We start from the raw sequence: 1,952 nt of genomic DNA, 5'->3' as shown, positions 1-1,952 counted from the left end.
AAATACAAAACTCCGTATGAAGTGTTTTTCAGTGAAATGAGTAAAAGATTAGCTAGCTAATTTAGGTGGAAATTGCACTTGTTGTTGGAATTGGCGAATGAAAATTAAAAGATTTAAGTATAGTTTTATATAACTATGAGGCTAAAGCTAAGAAGTTTACATTTGTTTTCAATCATTTGTTTATAGCCTTTTTACTTTCTTTTATAAGTATCTTTCCAGTTGTACGATAAGGTTCTTGTACTAAATCTAGTGCTTTATCTATCTGTCTATCCTGTGCAAAATCTTCAGATGATGAGGGAGAAAATACTTCAGACATTGCACCAAACCAACCTCCAATTGTTGCTAGAATAGTTGTTTTTTTAACATTCTTAGAAGCCATTCCAACAGCAGCTGCTGCATCTGCAACTACACCTGCTTCCCCAAGCTTTTTAGCAAATTTTTTTGGATCTTCTTTTATGCTTTTAATAATCTTTTTACCAGTTTCCTTAGCATCTTCATAACTATCAGGTATTTTTCTATCATCTATAGGTGCATGTGCGTCATCCTCAAATCCAATCCATGAAAGAACAAAAGGTATAAAAAACATATTATCCCCTTGACTCTTATCCAACCCAGCAAACTCAGCATTGTTTGCTGCTACTGTATTAAAGATTGATGGGGTTGTTGTTACTCTTCCTTTGTTATAGTTTGTCATAGAACTTTGACCTGTTGAACTAAGTGCAAAGTTCGTATATGAAGCTATATTTTCTCCTATATTTTGAGAAAAGTCAGATCTATCATCTCTATACGATTGGCTTTGGTCAAACGTTGAGCCTTCTTGTCTATCTATAGAGCGTTGGGCTTCAGTTCCTGCTACTTGAATTAGCCCTTCGTTTCCATTTTCTATATTTTTCTCATTTATGTATGAGTCTTTTGTTTCTAGGGAATGATAACCTTTTATATCTTTATTATCTCTTCCTTTTTCATCAGTAGCTATTAGTTTATTATCATGTGTTTCATAACCTAGTTTTTTCATTACTGTATCTGTAACATCATCCATCATTTGTTCTTTTTGTTCTGGAGTCAAATCAGGGTTACTTAATGCTTTGGCTAAAGCTGGGTCATTTGCTATTTCTTCTTTTATAGCTTCATATGTAGTGTGCTCTTTTGCAGTATTTGAGAAAAAATCACTTACACCTACTGTTTCATTTGTAACTATTTGCGTTATAGTATCAACTATCATACCTGACTTTAGTAAGTCTTGGGCTATCTGATTCCTACCATCTTCACTAAGCATTCTAGTATCCAACTCACCCTTTAAACCTTTATGACTACTCACGTTATAGATATCTACTTCATTATTTGCTATATCAGTATTTAGCATCTTAGTATCAGAGTCTTCTTCATTGCCTATTTGAATATTTCCACTTCCAAGAGTTGCTAATGTTTTTGTTTTTGCATTAGTACTGTCACTTGAAAAGTCTATTCCTACATTAGAGATTTTGGCATCTTGTACTGCTCCTCCTACATTAATTCCTACCGATGTACTTTTAGAAGTTTGAGTATTGTTAAGGCTAGATGCTAAGAGAGTATCTGTTTTTAGGTTTAGTTGTCCATTGTCTTTTCCATCTGCATACCCCAGGGCACCCTCTCTGGCTTCGCCATTCACCTTATCTACTGCTGCTATGATAGCACCTTTTAATTTTGTTTCTTGCTCTGTTGTTATATCTACCTTGTTTCCTGTTAAGCTTGTTAAAACAGTTTGTTTAGACTTAGAGTTAGCATTTGAAGTATTTGCTCCAAGAGAGCTTAATCCACTCGCACCGAAACCTGCACTTACCCCTACAGAGTTTGATCTTGTTTTACTACTATCTTGTACAGATGCAACTTCAAGATTTTTAGTATCTATTGTCAAAGAGTCATTAGCATTAAGAGTTGCACCTTTTATAGTTGTTTTCTCTTTTGTATTAATA

1 protein-coding gene is annotated in these 1,952 nt (G+C 34.1%); it reads right to left on the bottom strand.

What is annotated here, in order from left to right; translation table 11 throughout:
• Window positions 1-172: 172 nt before the first annotated feature.
• On the bottom strand, window positions 173-1,952 hold a 1,780-nt coding region (locus QZZ48_RS15640; RefSeq protein WP_294967184.1), incomplete at its 5' end, for a hemagglutinin repeat-containing protein.

Origin of the sequence: Sulfurimonas sp. (assembly GCF_016744025.1) — a bacterium.
GTDB lineage: Bacteria > Campylobacterota > Campylobacteria > Campylobacterales > Sulfurimonadaceae > Sulfurimonas.
The sequence above is the reverse complement of the archived record's forward strand: the minus strand, read 5'-3'. Positions and strand labels throughout refer to the sequence as shown.